The organism is Mycolicibacterium sp. HS_4_1, from assembly GCF_054515875.1.
Genome location: NZ_CM137261.1, coordinates 5,932,589 through 5,947,854 on the forward strand (window position 1 = coordinate 5,932,589; position 15,266 = coordinate 5,947,854).

Genomic DNA, 15,266 nt, shown 5'->3' on the forward strand with positions numbered 1-15,266 from the left:
CGGCCGGCTGATCAGGTGGGTACAGCCGACCGCACGCGTTGAGCCAAACCCACCCGTAAGTGCGTGGTTACCGCGTGACGATGTTTGCCGACATGGGCCGGCCGGATTCAGTTCTGGCCGGACTTGGTTCCCGAGGCGGACGAGCTGTCCGCGGTCGCACTGGCCGCCGTGTTGGGCTTCGCCTTCGGCTTCGGCTTCGGCTCGGACTCCGGCTTGGGCGCCTTGCCCTGCGCGGCATCGTCCGATGTCGTGTTGTTCGATGCCTTGACGTCGTCGGTCTTGTGCTGCCCGGGCTTGGCGCCCTTGTCAGCCTTCGGCGTGTCGGACGCCGAAGGGCCCTTCGGCGGCTCGGGCGAATCCTTTTGATTTGCGGGCTTTTTGCCTTCAGACACCGCCTTCACAGTGTCCTTGGTGTCCGGCGTCTTCGCCTCAGGCGCAGTGCTCGCCGGGTTCTTCGCGTCCGTGGACTTCGCCTCGGGCTCTGTCGCAGTTTCCTTCGACTGCTCCTTGGCCGGTTCCTTCGTCGCCTGCGTCACCGCGTCCTGAGCGGCCGTGTCCTTGACGTCGGCCCCCTTGCCGGGCGCCATCTTCAGACCGGCCACACCGACCGGGTTTTCCGACTTGGCCACCGCGGCCGTCTTCGGCGAGTCCGCTCCCGCCGCAACCTCTTTCATCGCGGCTACCGCCTTCAGTGCAGCCGTCGGGCTCACCGCCGCAGCCCCTGCCGGCGGCCGGATGATGTCGCCGATCTTCTGAATCACATTCGAGATACCGGCGACCACGGCCTTCGTGATGTCGACCGCCGTGTTGGCTACCCATTTCACGCCTTGCACAACGGCGTTGGTCACCCACTTGACGGTGTTCACCACTGCTTGCGTCACCGCCTTGGCGACGTTGACCAAAGCAGTCCACGCGGCATCCACCACCTTCACCACTGCTTGCCCGACGTTGGCGATCACGTCCACGACGGCCCCCACCGCCAGCCGCACGGCAGCGAGTATTCGCTCTGCGATGCCCTCGACACCTCCGACGCCGTGCAGCCGCAGGATTTCCTCCTCGATGACGAATGCCGCTTCCTTCGGTACCCAGTTGGCGTCGAAGATGCCGAAATAGCCACTGCCGGGCTGGCCGTCACGAGTCGTATAGATGAACAGCGGCCCACCGAAGGACATCGTCTGCCAGGTGTCGATGAGGTTCTTGATGAAGTCGGCTTGTGTCTGTTCGCTGACGTTATTGGTCGGCACGCCGTACTCGGTGATCCAGATCTTTTTGGCGGCGTCGCCGTTCGCCACCATGAGGTCGTAGATCTTCTGAATCTGCGTGAACGGCGAGAGTGGCACGCCCTCACCGTCGGAGAACTTCAACGTCTCCTGATACGGGTGGAAGGCCAGCGCGTCGAAGTAGCCCTGGGCGCCGGCGGCGTACATCGCGTTGACGTAATCCACCGGATTCATGGTGATTCCGTTGACGGTGAAGACGCTGCCGAGCCCGGCCGCGATGACTGTCGCCGACGGGTCGGCCGCTTTGATAGCCGGGTAGGCGGCCTTCAGCAGGTCGGCGTAGCTCGACGGCGAGATCGGGTCGTAGAAGCAGACGCAGTTGACCTCGTTCCACACTTCGTAGGCCGAGATGGTCTTGCCGTAGCGCGTCGCGACCTGGGTCATGAAGTTCGCGTAGGCAGTCGGGTCGGGTGTCTTTGCGCCCGGGAAGTTCCCGTCGATACCGGCCCACACCGGCGTGCTGTTGACCATCGCGAGCACGCCCATATTGCGGGCCTTCGCCGCATCCATGATCGCGTCGATGGGCGCCCAGTTGTACTGGTTCGGCAGCGGCTGCGTGTAGATCCACGGGATGTAGACGCGGATGTCCTGAACGCCCATGGACTGCAACACATCCAGGGTGGTGTCGATGTCTTGCTGCGACATTCCGTACAGACTCGAGTCGGCGATACCGATGGTCGACGGGGCCGAGACGATCTCGGCCGTAGGCGTCACGGCGGTGTGCGAGACCGGCTGCACCAACTGCGCCGCGTATGCGCACACCACCGCCAGCGGAATCAACACGGTCGATACCCGGCGCGCTGCGCCACGCCAGAGTCTGCCGATGCAGCCAGCCACTACTTGCCCCCTTCGGACCCCGACACAGGCAGCGCACAGCGCCTTGCCACTGAATTTACGTCCGGAGATGTTAGTCCGTGGTGGATTTGCCGGAACCACCTCATCCACCGAGTACTTCGAGGCGAGGAGACGGCCCCTACCGGCGTCTTGTCCCGCCGCAGATCCGCCTCACAGTATCGACGATCGTGGCAAAATACTTTGCCACGCAGAGCTACCACGCCCGGCCCGGGCTAATGATTTGCTGCACGCACACCGGTTCGACAGCAGTCATCGACGTGCTGATCGACGTCGGCGGTGCCACCGGCAACCCTGCCGTCGCCAATCGCGAGCACCAGCGTCCCGGAATCTACATCAACTAACGGATCGACGGTTTTCGACCTCTAAGTCGCCCCGCCACCAACTCGTCACTGCTAATTTCCTACCAGTACTGCGCTTCTACCTCGAGCCGACAGGCTCCCGTGCGCTAATTCGGCAACAGTGGTTTGATTTGCCGGGGTCGAACGACCGTGCGGCGAGACGTTGGAGGAACCGAAATGGCTGGCAAACACCGTCGTCCGGAGCGTCGGACATTGGCAGTATCGACTTGGCTGGGCAGCGGAGTAGCGGTCTTCGGAGTGAGCGCGGCACTGCTCGGTGGAGCGGCCGTGGCGAGCGCCGCACCGTCGGCCGATTCGGACTCCTCGACGCACACCAATGCCTCGCCCACCCACAAGGATTCGACCACCCACAAGGATTCGACCAGCAACAAGGACACGAACAGCGCCGCGGCCGGCTCGGACGCGAAAGGGTCATCGCCCACCGGTAAGGCAGGCAAGAAGTCGGCCGACACCGATACCACGGCGAGCGACACCGACACCAAGCCGAAGACGAAGTCCTCCGGCACAACGCAATCGGTGACCAACAAGCAGAAGCATCAAGACACAGCGGCCAAGGACGATGCCGCCCCGGCCAAGCCGGCGGCAGCCATCAAGCCGGTGGCCGCCTCGGTTCCTGCGACCTCGTCACCTGTCGGGAAGCCTGCACCGGTCGCGGCGTCGACTCCCGCGCCGACAACGTCGACGTCATCAACGTCATCAGCGACATCGACTTCCTCTTCGTCACCGACCGCTCCGGCCATCGCTACAGCCGCCCAGACAGTAACCACCGCGGCCTCCGAATCGCCCACATCGTCTACCACCAGCACGACGACGCAGGCCACAAGTCTCATTACATCGACGCCCACCAAGACCACCAGTGTGTCGGGAATCCTGTCCGTGTTCGCGGCCATCGGTCAGGCTCTGGGCGCCGCCGCCCAGGGCACCGAACAGACCCTCGCCGCCGCGGCCGTCGGCACCAGCCAGACCCTGAAGGGGCTGCTCGCCACGCCCGGAACACCCACTCCCGCATCGTCACTCACGCCGGCCCCCACCCAAACCTGGCAGCCGGGCCAGACCGAGACGACGACGCAGTACGTACAGACCGCGCTGCAGGAAATCTCGGCCGCGCAGGCGCAACTGAACGCCGACACCTGGGGCAAAGGCAACTGGTGGGCGGGCTTCGCGGCCGCCGGCACGCAGTTCCAGCTGTCTATCGCCAGCTGGGAGCTGAGCTCGTACCTCAATGGCAATCCCGGCGCGATGTCCTTCTACCAAAGCAACGCCAACAGCTGGCTGGGCGGCTTCGCCCTCGCCGCCCTGAACTGGAATGAGGCGCTGCCCGGCTATGCCGTGGGGGCACTGGGCGCCGCGAACTCCGGGACCAGCGATGCGGCCGTCAAATCCCTGATTTCCCAGGCCGCCATCAACGGCCGGGTCTACGGGTCGGTGCCGCTGACCATGTACGCGGGCACCGAGCCCATCGTCTACATCTCGGTGAACGGCGGTCAGAAGGTGCCGGTCTTGGTCGATACCGGCTCGTCGGGCCTGGTCATCGGCGCCAACAACGTCGGGGCGACGGGCCTCGGCAACGCCGTCGGCAGCGGCACCGGCGCCTACAGCGGCGGTTTGACCTACAACTACAGCGAGTACAACACCCCGGTCGACTTCGGGAACGGCATCGTCACCGCGCCCACCACCGTCGACATCATCACCGACCCGACGCAGCAGACGGCCTTCAACGACTTCCTGTCGGCCAATGGTGTCGTCGGCGTCCTCGGTATCGGGACCAACGCGGTCGGACCGGGGCCGAGCCTGGTGACCACCGCGCTGCCGGGCGACCTGAAGAACGGCATCTACATCGACGAACGCGCCGGAACACTGCAGTTCGGCCCCAACCCGCTGCCTGCCCGGGTCACGACGTCGGGCTCGCCGAACGTCATCGGTTCGGTCACCGTGAACGGGACGAACACCCCGATCAACCTGCTCATCGACTCGGGCGGTGTCACCGGCACCCTGCCGTCGACCATCGCCGGTTCCGGCCTGCCCGACGGCACCGTCATCGCGGTGTACGACAGCAGCGGCAACCTGCTCTACACCTACAAGACGACGTCGACGAACTCACCGGTGGCCACCACCGATGCCTACAACGCATCACTGATGAACACCGGGGCACAGCCGTTCCAGACGAACTCGATCTACATCGGGTACGACACAGCAAACGGCACGACGGTCTTCGACTAGGGCGTGTCTGACAAAAGTTTCAGGTGTGGTGCCTGAGACTTGAGGAATGTCGCGGTTCCAATTGCTCTCCGATGCCCAGTGGTCGTTGATCGAGGATCTGCTTCCGGTTCGAACGGGTAAGCGGGGCAGACCTTTCCAGGATGCTCGGTCGATGGTTGAGGGCATCATCTACCGGTACCGGTGTGGCATTGCCTGGCGTGACGTGCCGCAGGTGTTCGGTCCGTGGCAGTCGATCTGGACGTGGCACCGGCGGATGAGCGCCGACGGTACCTGGGATGCGGTGTTGGCCCGGTTGCTGGCGGCCGCTGATGAGGCCGGGATGATCGATTGGGCGGTGGCGGTCGATTCCACGATCGCTCGCGCGCATCAGCACGCCACGAACCTCACCCGTGACACAGGGGGCTGGGTCGAATTACACGAATCTGGCGATCGAGCCGCCTGACCACGGTATTGGCCGCTCCCGCGGTGGGTTAACCAGCAAGATTCACCATCTGGTCGACGGTCGCGGGCGGCCGTTGGTGGTGCTCGTGGGCGCCGGTCAATCCCACGATGGCCCGGTGTTCGAGCATTTGCTCGCCCATCTGCGAGTCGACCGCCCCGGCGGCGGACGGCCCCGCACCCGCCCCGATCGCGTCCGCGCAGACAAGGCCTATTCGAGTCGAGCCACCCGGACCTTGCTGCGGCGACGCCGGATCGGCGCGGTGATCCCGGAACCTTCCGATCAGGTCGCCAACCGGAAACGACGGGGCTGCCGTGGCGGCCGGCCCCCGGCCTTCGACGCCCAAGATTACAAGGGCCGCAACGTCGTTGAACGCAACTTCAATGACGTCAAGCAATGGCGCGGACTGGCCACCCGCTACGACAAGCTCGCCATCGTCTACCGCGCCGCAGCAGTCCTGAGAGCGGTCACCCTGTGGCTACCCCATTTGTCAGACACGCCCTAGTAGCGCCATCGCTCGGTAGTCCACTCGCGGCCGTTGTCATGCGTGAATAACGGTCGCATTGTGGACGACTCGTGCCGCCGTTTGGTCAACTGAGCAAAATACGCGATCCCTCGTTGCGGATTTGACCTGCCCATTAGTCTTCACCCACAGGTCGCCGGTTAACGTAGTCCAGCCATTCACCGGACGCGACTGATGGGAGACAGCCAGGTGGAGCATCTCTTGGCGAATGCGTTCGCCTACCCCTGGTGGGTCTACATCACCATCCCGTTGGGCGCGGCGTTCGTCGGCTGGATCACCAAGATCATGGCCCTGAAGATGATGTTCTACCCCGTCGAGTTCAAGGGCATCCCGCCCTACCTCGGCTGGCAGGGCCAGATTCCCAAGCGCGCACCGAAAATGGCTGCGGTAGCCGTGGATTCGCTGACCTCGGAGATTCTCAAACCTGAGGAGATGTTCGACAAGATCGACCCGAACGAACTGGTCAAAGAGCTCGCCGAACCGCTCCGTCAGACCTCTGCGGAAATGGTCGACACCATCATGATGTCGTTCCAGTCGCAGATCTGGCGCGCCACGCCGGACCAGATCAAGGACGTCGTCGTCAAGAACGTCGAGAAGCGCATCCCGGTGGCAATGGCCGCGATGTTCGACAAGCTCCGCGGCCAGGTCGACCAGATCTTCGACATCAAACACATGGTCGTCACCAACCTGGTGCGCGACAAGGTCACGCTCAACACGGTGTTCCAGGACATCGGCAAGCCGGCGTTCAAGTTCCTGATCATGTCCGGCCTGCTCTTCGGCTTCCTGATCGGCCTGGTCCAGGCCGTCGTCTTCGGCATCACCAACTGGCACTGGTCGCTGCCGCTGTTCGGCCTACTGACCGGTGGTCTCACGGACTACGTTGCGCTGCAGATGATCTTCCGGCCGCTCGAGCGGAAGAACGTCTTCCTGGGCATCAAGTGGCAGGGCGTCTTCCAGCGCGAGCGCGCCCAAGTCGTCGAGGGCTATGCGGCGCTGATGGCCCGGGAGATATTCACGCCCCAGGCCATCATGGAGAGCATGCTGAACGGTCCGTCGTCGGACCGGTTCTTCGACATGATCTCCACCGAGATCAGCCAGACCATCGACGCCCAGATGGGCTTCACGGGCAAGATCATCAGGTCCGTCGGCGGCCGCCAGTACGTGGACATGAAGAAGCAGATCACCGATTCGATCATCGAGAAGCTGCCCGAAACGTCCACCTACATCGAGGGATACATGCGGGACCGCCTCGATCTGGAGAACGTCATGGTCACCAAGATGATGCTGCTGGATTCGCTCTCGTTCGAGAACCTGCTACGCCCGGCATTCAAGGATGACGAGTGGATCGTCGTCGTGCTCGGTGCCACGCTCGGTTTCCTCTTCGGTGAGCTGCAGGCGCAACTGATCCTCCTGCTGGCGCACTGATCGCACTAGGTCTGGCCGGTCGTGCCGGTCAGCTTCCGGACGGTCAGCACCTCAGTGTCACGGAAGGCCCGGCCGTTCGGGTAGAGCAGATCGCTGAACCAGGTCTTCGGCTCCGATGGGTAGGGGTGGTCCCAGGAATCCCAGGGGAAGTACGTCTGGGTCTTTCCCGCCACCAGGCCCCAACTGTAGGCACCGACGTTGCGCTGCTTGGCAATCGGCAAAATACCCTCGACGGTGCTGCCCTGGTCCCGGGCCAGGTACTCGGTGCACAGGATGGGCCGGCCCAGCGGTGCGAGCTCGTCGATCCGGGCCGAGAAGTCCGCCGGCTTGGCATAGCTGTGGAACGAGATGATGTCCGAGTTGTCCAGCTGGATCGACGCGATGGCGCTGCGCTGCGCCGGGTTGGCCCAATTGCCCTGCCAGACACCGCTTGTCAATGGCTGCACCGGGTCGACAGCTCGCGCCCAGGCGAACACCTGCGGTAGCAGGTCGGCGACGAGTTGCATCTTGTCGCCGCGCTCGACCTTGCGATAGACGTTGGCCGGGTTGTCCGGCTCGTTCCACAGGTCCCAGCCGACGATGCGGTTGTCATTGCGGAACAGATTCAGCACCCCGGTGACGTAGTTCTGTAGGACGGCCCGGTACTTCGAGTCACCGAGCCGGTCCGCGCCAGGGCTCTGCACCCAGCCCGAGTTGTGCACACCCGGCGTCGGCGCCCGCTGCACGCCGAGCTTGGGATGCGGGTCCCAGCACGAGTCGAAGAAGACGAACAGCGGCTTGATGCCATGGTTCGACGCGATGCCGACGAACTGTGTCAGGCGCTGTGAGAAGCCCTGTGGGTCCTGCGCCCACAGCAGATCGTGTAGGAAGACGCGCACGGTGTTGAAGCCGAACCAGCGAGCGGCACCGAGTTCGGCGTTGATGCGACCGGGGTCGTAGGTACCCGACTGGAACATCTCCAGCTGGTTGACCGCAGTGGACGTGATGTAATTACCGCCGACCAGCCAGCCCTGCCCCTGGTACCAACTGTTGGCGCGTTCGGGCGTCCAGCGCGTGCCGGCGGCAGACGCCGGGGCCGACCCGGAAAATCCGGCCATGGCAGAACCCGCTGCCAGCAGCAGCGGCACCTTGAGAGCGGTTCTGCGGTCCACCGCACGAGGCTACTGATCTTGATCGGGCTATTGGGTCGTGCTTATCGAGTTGCAACAAACACGATGTCGGGTGGTGACGTCAGGCGGCTGGGTCAGGCATTGATGCCCGCCGTGAGAATCGCCGCGAGCTCGCGATATGCACTCGCGTCGTCGAGTCCGGTACTCTCACGCACCCGGCGCTGCTGGATCCGCACCATCATGGTCGACACCATATCGGCGGCGAATGCTGCATGGACATCACGGAATTCGCCGCTTTCGACGCCTTCGGCGATCATCTCCTGCACCCGACGAGCCGCGATCTGCGTGTTCTTCTCGTAGACGCTGCGGGCCGGGGTGAAGGCGTCCAGGTCTGCCATGAACTGGTCCGACGCCGCGTCCAGCACCGTCCCCACTGCCGACAGGTACGCGGTGATCCGGGCTCGGGCGCCATCGACGCCGGCTACGAGCTGCTCCACCTCGTCGGTGGCCTGACGAAAGAACTGCACCGTCGCGGCGCGGACCAGCTGCTCCTTGCTGCCGGCGAGGGTGTACAGCGTCGACTTCGAGCACCGCAGTCGGCCGGCGATGTCATCGAGCGTGAGGTGCGCGAATCCCTCGTCGAGGAACAACGTGATCAGGGCGTCGAACAGTTCGGTGCGACGGCGGGTGCCGAATGCCGGGGACGGGCGCGCGCTCACATCGGCATAGTACTGCGGGCCTTTACTCAGAACTACTGAAACAGTACTGTGTTAGGTAATTCAGTACTGTCCGACGTATTAGTGGAGTACCCGGTGCCTGTTGATCGCCTCTTGCCCAACGACGAAGCCCACGCGCTCATCGACCTGACCCGCGATATCGCGGACAAGGTGCTGGACCCGATCGTCGACAAGCACGAGAAGGACGAGACGTACCCGGACGGGGTGTTCCCCACCCTGGGCGAGGCGGGGCTACTGAGCCTGCCGTACCCCGAGGAGTGGGGCGGCGGCGGCCAACCCTACGAGGTGTATCTCCAGGTCCTCGAGGAACTCGCCGCCCGGTGGGCATCGGTCGCCATCGCGGTCAGCGTGCACAGTTTGTCGTGCCACCCGCTGATGACGTTCGGCACCGACGAGCAGCGGCAGCGCTGGCTGCCAGAGATGTTGAGCGGCAACGTGGTCGGCGCCTACAGCCTGTCCGAACCACAGGCCGGCTCCGACGCCGCCGCACTGGCGTGCAAAGCCGTTCCGTCCGACGACGGGTACCGCATCACCGGCTCGAAGGCGTGGATCACGCACGGTGGACGCGCCGACTTCTACACCCTATTCGCGCGCACCGGCGAAGGTTCGCAAGGGATTTCATGCTTCCTGGTGCCGAAGGGCATCGAGGGACTCAGCTTCGGCCGGCCCGAGGAGAAAATGGGCCTGCACGCGGTGCCCACCACATCGGCGCACTACGACGGCGTTTTCCTGCCCACCGAGCGTCGTATCGGCGCCGAAGGACAGGGCCTGCCGATCGCCTTCAGCGCGCTCGACGCCGGCCGGCTCGGTGTCGCCGCCGTAGCGGTCGGCCTGGCTCAGTCCGCGCTGGATCAGGCGGTGGCCTACGCCCAGGAGCGAACGACCTTCGGCCGCAAGATCATCGACCACCAAGGGCTGGGCTTCCTACTCGCCGACATGGCCGCCGCCGTCGACTCGGCCCGGGCCACCTACCTGGATGCCGCGCGCCGGCGCGATGCCGGACTGCCGTACTCGCGCAACGCCTCGGTGGCCAAACTGGTCGCCACCGATGCCGCCATGAAGGTGACCACCGATGCGGTCCAGGTGCTGGGTGGTGCCGGCTATACCCGCGACTACCGCGTGGAGCGCTTCATGCGGGAAGCCAAGATCATGCAGATCTTCGAGGGCACCAACCAGATTCAGCGACTGGTGATCAGCCGGAGCCTGGCGACGTAGGCACCGACCGCCTCACGACCTTCACGCTCGACGGCTACATCCGGCTGACGTCGATGACGGCATTCGTGAACTGCGCCGGCGCCTCCTGCGGCACATTGTGGCCGATGCCGTCGAGTATGCGGTGCTCGTACGCCGCGGTGTACATCGAGCGATATCCGGCGCCGTCTTTCGCCCGACCATCGAAGTCACTGGCGATCGTGATGGTGGGCACATGTATCAGCGGTCTGCCCTGCAAACGTTGTTCATCTGCGTCGTAACGACTTTCACCCGCCGCGAGGCTCAGACGCCATCGGTAGTTGTGGATCACGATGGCGACGTGGTCGGGATTGTCAAACGCGGCTGCGCTCAGTCCGTATGCCGCATCGGTGAAGTGCCACCGCGGCGACGCCTGCGACCAGATCAGCCGATTGAACGCCTTGGTGTTCTGCCGGTAGCCGAGCTCACCGCGCGGCGTGGCGAAGTAGTACTGGTACCACCAACCCAGCTCTGCGTTCGGATCCAACGGCTGCAGGTTGGCCGCCAGGTTGACCAGGATGTACCCACTCACCGCAACCAGACCCGCTACCCGCTGCGGCCACAGTGCCGCAACAGCATTGGCCGTGCGCCCACCCCAGTCGAAGCCGCCCAGGATTGCCCGCGGGATGTTCAGCGCGTCCATCAGGGCCACCACGTCCGCTGCCAGCGCGGCTTGCTGACCGTTCCGGACCGTGGTGTCGGCCAGGAACCGGGTCGAGCCGAAGCCGCGGAGATACGACACGATCACCCGGAAGCCCTGGTCGGCCAGCAGCGCGGAAACGTCTGCGTAGCTGTGGATGTCGTACGGCCAGCCGTGCAAAAGGATGACCGGTGGACCGTCCGCCGGTCCCGCTTCGACGTAACCGACGTTGAGATCGCCGGCGCGAATCTGCTTGACCGCATTCAGGTTGTGTTCCGGAGCGGGCGGAGGCGTCGTCTTGGCGACCGGCGGCGGCGCGGATGACGACCCGCACGCCGTCAACGACGCCGCACCGACCGCTGCTGTCGCCATCAAGCCGAACTGCCTTCTGCTGAAGCCTTTCACGGATCGTCGTTCCTCTCAGGGCGTCTCAATACGGTGCCCACGATTCACCACCGCGGCGCACGACACCTATCTCACCGGCTGATCCACATCGTGTCCAACGATAGATATCGATAGCATGCATCTGTTTTAGAGATGAGAAGTCCACGGCATCAGACCGCCGCCCAACCGCCATCCACGCTGAGGACGACACCGTGAATGTTGGCGGCGTCATCACTGGCCAGGAACGCCACCGAGGCAGCCACCTCCTCCGGCGTGCTCATCCGCCGGGACGGCAGCCGGTTGAGCACCGGCTGGACGTGGTCAACGAATTCCTGTTGCCGCTCGGTCGGCGCGCTCGGCAAGAACCCGAATTGCGCCCCGCCACCGGCCGCCCGGATCGCGGCAACCAGTTCATTGCCGCGCTGGGTATTCCTGCCGCTGACCAGACATGCGCGCCTTCGTCGGCCAGCCTGCGGGCGATCGCCACACCGAGGCCTCCGGTGGAACCCGTGACCAGCGCTGCGCGGCCGGCCAGTCGCGTATCTTCTGGACTCATGAGTCCACATGCTTCACCGGACAAAATGGACCTGCAAGTCCAAAAACTGACGTCCAAGGGGCAGGCCACCCGGGCCCGGATCATCGATGGCGCCGCAGCCGAAATCCGGCAGCGCGGTGTCGCACAGACCACCATCGACGACGTCATGGCACGGACCCGTACGTCGAAAAGCCAGATATTCCATTACTTTCCACACGGGAAAGATCAGCTGCTGCTTGCCGTCGCAACTCTCGAATCACAGCGAGTGCTCGATGACCAGCAGCCCCATCTGAGCTCGCTCACCTCATGGGCGGCCTGGCAGCGCTGGCGGGACGTGGTGATCGAGCGGTACCGCCGGCAAGGCCAGAACTGTCCGATTGCCGTACTGATGTCCGAGATCGGCCGCACCAGTACCGGCGCGCAGGCGGTCACCACCGAGCTGATCGGCTCTTGGCGCAGCGCCATCGCCGAAGGAATCGCCGCGATGCAGCAGCAGGACAAGATTGCTCGTGCCGTCGACCCCGAGCGTGCGGCTGCCGCGCTGCTGGCCGGCATCCAGGGCGGAGTCGGGATCATGCTCGCCACCGGCGACCTCACCTATCTCGAGGCCGCTCTGGATGAGCGCATCAGCGCACTGCGGCAGCGCTAGCTATTGGAGCGGAATATCGTGCCCCGGGCCGCGTTCCGAATCCGGACGCACGCCGAACCAGCGCCGCTCCGATTCGGCGATCTGCAGATCATTGATGCTGGCTTCGCGGCGCCGCATGAGCCCGTTGTCGTCGAACTCCCACAGCTCGTTGCCGTAGCTGCGCCACCACTGCCCGCCGTGGTCGTGCCATTCGTACTGGAATCGGACGGCCATCCGGTTCCCGCGGAAGCCCCACAGGCTCTTGCGGAGCACATAGTCGAGCTCGCGCTCCCACTTGGCCGTCAGGAAATCCACAATGGCTTCGCGGCCCGTCACAAAGGTGTCGCGGTTACGCCATACCGAGTCCGGGGTATACGCCGTGGCCACCAATTCAGGATTGCGGGTGTTCCACGCATCCTCGGCCGCTTGCACCTTCGTCAGTGCCGTCACTTCATCGAACGGCGGGAACGGCGGTCGGGACTCCGGGGTGCCGGACATGGGCGAGCCTCTCGTCAATGGGGTACGGCCCGACGGGACTGCCGGGCCCGCCGTCGTTCACAACCCTAGGAGGGCCTCCGGCATTTCCGCCGCCTCACACGGCGCCCGTAATTGTTAGTTCGCCTACACGTCACCCCGTCTGCGTTGACAGCCGTCAACGCCGCCGAGAAGGATCGACGGCATGTCCGCCAAGACCGAAGAGCAGGTATTCACCGAGATCGAGAGCCGCCTGGCGGCCAAGTTTGCGGACCTGCCCCCGGCTCGGGTGACAACCGTCATCGCGGGCGCGCGCGACCAGTTCGCCGACAGCACGATTCGGGACTTCGTCCCGCTCCTCGTGGAACGTCGCGCCGAGGAGGAGTTGGCCAGGCTATTGGCCGCAGACGCCACCCGCTAGCCCGGCTTCGCGCGGCGCGTCGTCGAGTTTGCTAGCCTCGCAACGGGTTCCAGCACCGCCCGATTGCCCCTCGAGACCTTTCTGTGAGGACTTTGAGGTGATTGAAACGGTGCGGTCACGGTCGCGGCTCAGTCCCATGTCGAGCACGCATCCGATTGAAAACATGTCTAGACCCAGCCTCTCGCGGTGCCCTACGGTTCAGCTGCGCAAATTTTCGGCGCTGTAATTTAAGGGCACATTCAAGGAGACGCCGGTGATGATCAGCTTTGGTCGAATCGCTGTGAAAATAGTTGCCAGCGCTGGGGTGTGCGCGACCGCCGTGGCCGTGAGCCCCAGCGCCGCGGCAGTCCCACTGAAGACTGGCGGATATTCATGCGACGCGGGAGCCGCGGCACCTGCAGCTGGGGCACCCGCCGCGGCTGCCGCTGCCGGGGCCGTACCCTGCGCCGCCCCTGCCGTCGAGTCCTCGGGCATCATCGGCCCCCTGGCCGCCGCGCCGGTCGTCCCGGCCGCGGTCCCGCCGGTTCCCGCCGTCGTCCCGCCCGTGCCGGCTGCGGTGCCCCCGATCGTCCCGCCCATCCCCGCGGGCCTACCCATCGGCGCACCCATCCCGATTGCCGCGGCGCCCGCTGCGATCCCGATGGACATGGGCGGTATCACGGAGGGCAAGGAAGCTCGGACCCTGCGACCCGTCGACGCCGGCGGTCCGACCCCCAACCTGCCGACCCAGCCGGGCCCGCAGAACTGAACCATCCAGCTGCACAACCGCTTTCACTGAAGCACCCGAGCCCACGCGGCTCGGGTGCTTCATGCGTCTGGCGGCGTTGACCCTGCACTGAGGGCTCTCCACCCATTGACCCTGCACTGAGGGCGAAATCCTGCGAGTAACGGCCACCACAGACACAGCCTCAACCACCCAGACGCCCGCCAGCCCATTGACCCTGCACTGAGGGCCAAATCCTGCGAGTAACGACCGCCGTAGACGCAGGGTCAACGGATGGGCAGGGACGAATTGTCCTGCGACGCAAGGTCTAAGGCTAAGGCTCCACGATGACCGGGTCGCCGATGTTGACGGTGTTGAAGTACCACTCGGCTGCCGCGGGCGCCAAACCAATACAACCGTGGCTGACGTTCTCAAAGCCCATCGACTCGACGGCCCACGGCGCCGAATGCACGAACAGTCCGCGTTGGCTGATCCGTACTGCGAACTCGACCTCCGTCATGTACCCGTCCGGCTGATCGACGGGAATGCCAACGCTGCTCGAATCCATAAGCACATTGCGGTCTTTCGCCAACACGGTGTACTTGCCAACCGGTGTCTCATACTCCGGCCGGCCCATGGTCGCGAGCAGAACGCCCGACTCGCCGAGGTGCGGAAGATGATGTGGCGCCGGCATATCCGGTGGCGTCTGACCGTCGATCGTCACAGTGAAGGTGTGGTCCGCCACGTGGGCGGTCCCGATGACGGCCGGACCCGTGGTGAAGGCCATCGGCTGACCACCGACGGTCAGCTTGATGGTGCTGTGCGCGGGCCAGAATCCATCCGGAACCCATTGCACCACTTTGTTATCCAGCCATTCGAACTTCCCGGACATCGCAGGTGTCGACGTCACGTCCAAGGCCATCTCGGCGGCGGCGCGGTTGGTGATCGGGTGCTTGAAGGTCACCACGACGGGATGTGCGACGCCGACCGGAAGGCCCTGCGTCGGCTGCGTCGACTCGATGATCGAGCCCAACGGCAATCGGATGCCTGCCGTCTCAATGCCTAGCGCGCCGCCAGTGGTGGTCGTGGCGACCACGACCACAGCAAGGACGCCGTGTACTAACACCCGCATATATCCGACCCCTTTGTCGCTGGCCGCATGGTTGAACACCGTCATGGTATGGGCCGGGGAACGGCGAAATCCGTACGGCGCGTCAATATTTCGGTCAAAGATTCGTCACGGATTGGCTACCGAACATCACGGCGCCGATCAACATGCGAGATCTCCGACATTCACCATTGAC

General features: G+C 64.6%; 15 protein-coding genes. 8 read left to right on the forward strand and 7 right to left on the reverse strand.

What is annotated here, in order from left to right; all coding sequences use genetic code 11:
- Positions 1-107 precede the first annotated feature (107 nt).
- Entirely contained in the window at positions 108-2,063 is a 1,956-nt protein-coding gene (locus tag ACX12F_RS28525) for a hypothetical protein (RefSeq protein ID WP_459367576.1), read from the reverse strand.
- A gap of 239 nt (positions 2,064-2,302) precedes the next feature.
- Between ACX12F_RS28525 and ACX12F_RS28530 the strand changes: the two genes are divergently transcribed.
- The 4 genes from ACX12F_RS28530 to ACX12F_RS28545 all read left to right on the forward strand — a co-directional run bounded on the left by ACX12F_RS28530 (position 2,303) and on the right by ACX12F_RS28545 (position 7,101).
- The gene (locus ACX12F_RS28530) at positions 2,303-2,476 is read left to right on the forward strand and encodes a hypothetical protein (RefSeq protein WP_459367577.1); all 174 of its coding nucleotides are present in this window, start codon (positions 2,303-2,305) and stop codon (positions 2,474-2,476) included.
- A gap of 210 nt (positions 2,477-2,686) precedes the next feature.
- Positions 2,687-4,714 carry a PecA family PE domain-processing aspartic protease gene (locus ACX12F_RS28535; RefSeq protein ID WP_459367578.1) on the forward strand — a complete coding sequence of 676 codons (2,028 nt, stop codon included), beginning with the start codon at positions 2,687-2,689 and terminating at the stop codon, positions 4,712-4,714.
- 46 nt (positions 4,715-4,760) lie between these two features.
- A protein-coding gene (locus tag ACX12F_RS28540; RefSeq protein ID WP_459366735.1) for an IS5 family transposase occupies positions 4,761-5,658 on the forward strand; the annotation gives its coding sequence in 2 pieces (ribosomal slippage) (positions 4,761-5,107 and positions 5,106-5,658; 900 coding nt in all).
- 192 nt (positions 5,659-5,850) lie between these two features.
- Positions 5,851-7,101, forward strand: coding sequence for a DUF445 domain-containing protein (locus ACX12F_RS28545; RefSeq protein WP_459367579.1), 1,251 nt, complete (start codon positions 5,851-5,853; stop codon positions 7,099-7,101).
- A 5-nt stretch (positions 7,102-7,106) separates the two neighbouring features.
- On the opposite strand, the gene ACX12F_RS28550 is transcribed toward ACX12F_RS28545, so the two are convergent.
- Positions 7,107-8,252 carry a cellulase family glycosylhydrolase gene (locus ACX12F_RS28550; RefSeq protein ID WP_459367580.1) on the reverse strand — a complete coding sequence of 382 codons (1,146 nt, stop codon included), beginning with the start codon at positions 8,250-8,252 and terminating at the stop codon, positions 7,107-7,109.
- Between the two features lie 92 nt (positions 8,253-8,344).
- Positions 8,345-8,929 carry a TetR/AcrR family transcriptional regulator gene (locus ACX12F_RS28555; RefSeq protein ID WP_459367581.1) on the reverse strand — a complete coding sequence of 195 codons (585 nt, stop codon included), beginning with the start codon at positions 8,927-8,929 and terminating at the stop codon, positions 8,345-8,347.
- A 93-nt stretch (positions 8,930-9,022) separates the two neighbouring features.
- On the opposite strand from ACX12F_RS28555, the gene ACX12F_RS28560 reads away from it, so the two are divergent.
- Positions 9,023-10,162, forward strand: coding sequence for an acyl-CoA dehydrogenase family protein (locus ACX12F_RS28560; protein ID WP_459367582.1), 1,140 nt, complete (start codon positions 9,023-9,025; stop codon positions 10,160-10,162).
- 34 nt (positions 10,163-10,196) lie between these two features.
- Here ACX12F_RS28560 and ACX12F_RS28565 read toward each other — a convergent pair whose 3' ends face one another.
- On the reverse strand, positions 10,197-11,189 hold the full coding sequence (locus ACX12F_RS28565; RefSeq protein WP_459367583.1) for an alpha/beta fold hydrolase: 993 nt from the start codon (positions 11,187-11,189) through the stop codon (positions 10,197-10,199).
- Positions 11,190-11,371: 182 nt separating this feature from the next.
- On the reverse strand, positions 11,372-11,563 hold the full coding sequence (locus ACX12F_RS28570) for an SDR family oxidoreductase (RefSeq protein ID WP_459367584.1): 192 nt from the start codon (positions 11,561-11,563) through the stop codon (positions 11,372-11,374).
- Between the two features lie 219 nt (positions 11,564-11,782).
- Here ACX12F_RS28570 and ACX12F_RS28575 point away from each other — a divergent pair, with 219 nt between their 5' ends.
- Positions 11,783-12,385: a TetR/AcrR family transcriptional regulator gene (locus ACX12F_RS28575; protein WP_459367585.1), complete on the forward strand. Its 603-nt coding sequence runs from the start codon at positions 11,783-11,785 to the stop codon at positions 12,383-12,385.
- On the opposite strand, the gene ACX12F_RS28580 is transcribed toward ACX12F_RS28575, so the two are convergent.
- Positions 12,386-12,862 (reverse strand): nuclear transport factor 2 family protein, encoded by a 477-nt coding sequence (locus ACX12F_RS28580; RefSeq protein ID WP_459367586.1) that lies wholly within the window; start codon positions 12,860-12,862, stop codon positions 12,386-12,388. It abuts the gene before it with no gap.
- A gap of 181 nt (positions 12,863-13,043) precedes the next feature.
- On the opposite strand from ACX12F_RS28580, the gene ACX12F_RS28585 reads away from it, so the two are divergent.
- Both ACX12F_RS28585 and ACX12F_RS28590 read left to right on the forward strand, forming a co-directional pair.
- Complete coding sequence (locus ACX12F_RS28585; RefSeq protein WP_459367587.1) at positions 13,044-13,259, forward strand: three-helix bundle dimerization domain-containing protein; 216 nt, start codon at positions 13,044-13,046, stop codon at positions 13,257-13,259.
- A gap of 319 nt (positions 13,260-13,578) precedes the next feature.
- Complete coding sequence (locus ACX12F_RS28590; RefSeq protein ID WP_459367588.1) at positions 13,579-14,007, forward strand: hypothetical protein; 429 nt, start codon at positions 13,579-13,581, stop codon at positions 14,005-14,007.
- 289 nt (positions 14,008-14,296) lie between these two features.
- On the opposite strand, the gene ACX12F_RS28595 is transcribed toward ACX12F_RS28590, so the two are convergent.
- Positions 14,297-15,094: a L,D-transpeptidase gene (locus tag ACX12F_RS28595; RefSeq protein ID WP_459367589.1), complete on the reverse strand. Its 798-nt coding sequence runs from the start codon at positions 15,092-15,094 to the stop codon at positions 14,297-14,299.
- Between the last annotated feature and the right edge of the window lie 172 nt (positions 15,095-15,266).

Bases quoted from the DNA above. Each gene is read 5' to 3' on its own strand.
- ACX12F_RS28575 (WP_459367585.1), top strand. From the start codon at position 11,783: ATGGACCTGCAAGTCCAAAAACTGACGTCCAAGGGGCAGGCCACCCGG.
- ACX12F_RS28595 (WP_459367589.1), bottom strand. From the start codon at position 15,094: ATGCGGGTGTTAGTACACGGCGTCCTTGCTGTGGTCGTGGTCGCCACG.
- ACX12F_RS28580 (WP_459367586.1), bottom strand. From the start codon at position 12,862: ATGTCCGGCACCCCGGAGTCCCGACCGCCGTTCCCGCCGTTCGATGAA.
- ACX12F_RS28545 (WP_459367579.1), top strand. From the start codon at position 5,851: ATGGGAGACAGCCAGGTGGAGCATCTCTTGGCGAATGCGTTCGCCTAC.
- ACX12F_RS28565 (WP_459367583.1), bottom strand. From the start codon at position 11,189: ATGGCGACAGCAGCGGTCGGTGCGGCGTCGTTGACGGCGTGCGGGTCG.
- ACX12F_RS28585 (WP_459367587.1), top strand. From the start codon at position 13,044: ATGTCCGCCAAGACCGAAGAGCAGGTATTCACCGAGATCGAGAGCCGC.